This window comes from Pelomonas sp. Root1217 (genome assembly GCF_001425705.1).
Lineage (GTDB): Bacteria > Pseudomonadota > Gammaproteobacteria > Burkholderiales > Burkholderiaceae_C > Pelomonas.
In genome coordinates, this window is the sequence record NZ_LMDC01000025.1 from 1 (window position 1) to 1457 (window position 1457).

Here is a 1457-nt window from a genome sequence, read left to right on the forward strand (position 1 = left end):
CAAGCCGGCAGCGTTCAGCGCGCGTGCCGCGGGCGGCAAGCTGTCGATCAAGGTGCCTGCCAAGGCGGTGCTGGTGGTCGCGTTGGAGGAGTGAACGCGTCGCCCGCAAGCGCTTCGTAATCGCCTTCTCCTGGAGCGGGCTCGCCAGGCGCTGAGCAGCCGACTGCCGCACCACCAGGCTGCGCTAGTCTGCGCGCCGTCGCATTGAGCCTGTCTCCCCCTGATGAAAAACCTCTTCGAACCGCTGGCCGAACTGCATTTGCTGACCGTGGGTGACCTGCTTGCGGCGGCGCGGGCATGAGGGTCACGCGCTGGGCGTTGCTCCCGATCGTCATGCTGGGCGGCGGCGCCGCCCTGAGCTTCATCGCGAGCAGGCCCGCCGAGCCGCCCTCGCCATCGATGCCGGAGCCGGTGGCCGCGCTGCCGCTGGTGCTGCCCGCGAGGCCGGCCTCCGCAGCCACTGCCGGCCTCGCACCTCACCCGTCGGCGCCGCAGCAGCAGGACGCCGCCCCGGCGCTCGCCGCGCCGCGTGTCGGCTCCGAGGGCTATGGCCCGCACATCGAGCGTGCGTTGGCGAGCAATGACGCGGCAAAGTCATGGGAGGCGGTGAAGTGGCTATGGCAATGCGCGTCGAACGTGCAGTTGCGCAGCCACTTCGAAGCCCTGCGCGACCAGGGCGTGGCGCAGGAGAAGATGACGCAGCGAATGATCGCCGCCGACACCGATGCGCGGCGCTGCCAGACCGTCACCCCACAGCACCAGGCGCTGCTGGCCGACCTCGCCGCACAGGCGATGCGTGGCGGCGTGCCCGAGGCCGCCTCGGCCTATGCGCACGCGGCTTCTGCGTCCGACCTCTCCGCCGCGCAACGGCAGGAAGTGGCCGAGGCGATGCGGCGCGACGCCCGCGCGGGCGACGAGATGAGTCTGGTCAACGCGGCGACGGCCAACGCCGCCTGGGGGTTGAGCGACGCCGAGCGGCTGACTTTCCTGCTGGCCTACGGCATGTTGGACCCGTATGCGGGGGGCGTCGTGGTCGAGCACATGCTGACTGCGAACACCCTCAAGCTGGCCGTGCTGCCTACTCAAGAGCAATTGGCGGCGGCCAGGCAGGCGGCGCAGCAGCTCATCGACCGCACCCGCGTCGGCAAGCCGTCCTGAGCCGCTGAGCATGCCGTGCCAGCAGCCAGCGGTAGACCCCAGAACTCGCGATGTAGGGGTGCTCGCACGCGGTAACTTCAACTTCATCGTGCCCGCGGCTCGATGTGCAGGATCACGCGCTGGTATCGGGTGAGGGCGGGCGTGCCCTTGTCGGTGACCTGCACGATGACGTGAGCGGTGGCCGGCGCGTCCAACTCGGGCGTGCGCAGGCCGATGCGGGCCTGGACCTCGGCACCCAGCGGCAGAGGGGCTTTCAGCGTGCCGGCTTCGGGGTAGGCGAGCCACAGGAAGCTCAGGCT

At 70.4% G+C, this 1457-nt stretch carries 2 protein-coding genes; one reads left to right on the top strand and one right to left on the bottom strand.

Annotated features, from left to right (window positions below; translation table 11 throughout):
* Nucleotides 1-297: 297 nt before the first annotated feature.
* Nucleotides 298-1158: a hypothetical protein gene (locus ASC95_RS17780; protein WP_157256387.1), complete on the top strand. Its 861-nt coding sequence runs from the start codon at nt 298-300 to the stop codon at nt 1156-1158.
* An 83-nt stretch (nt 1159-1241) separates the two neighbouring features.
* On the opposite strand, the gene ASC95_RS31185 is transcribed toward ASC95_RS17780, so the two are convergent.
* Nucleotides 1242-1457, bottom strand: a 216-nt coding sequence (locus ASC95_RS31185) for a hypothetical protein (protein ID WP_200960163.1), incomplete at its 5' end; no start/stop codon positions are given.

What these genes read in the sequence shown, in the direction of transcription:
- ASC95_RS17780 (WP_157256387.1), top strand. Translation starts at nt 298, where the DNA reads ATGAGGGTCACGCGCTGGGCGTTGCTCCCGATCGTCATGCTGGGCGGC.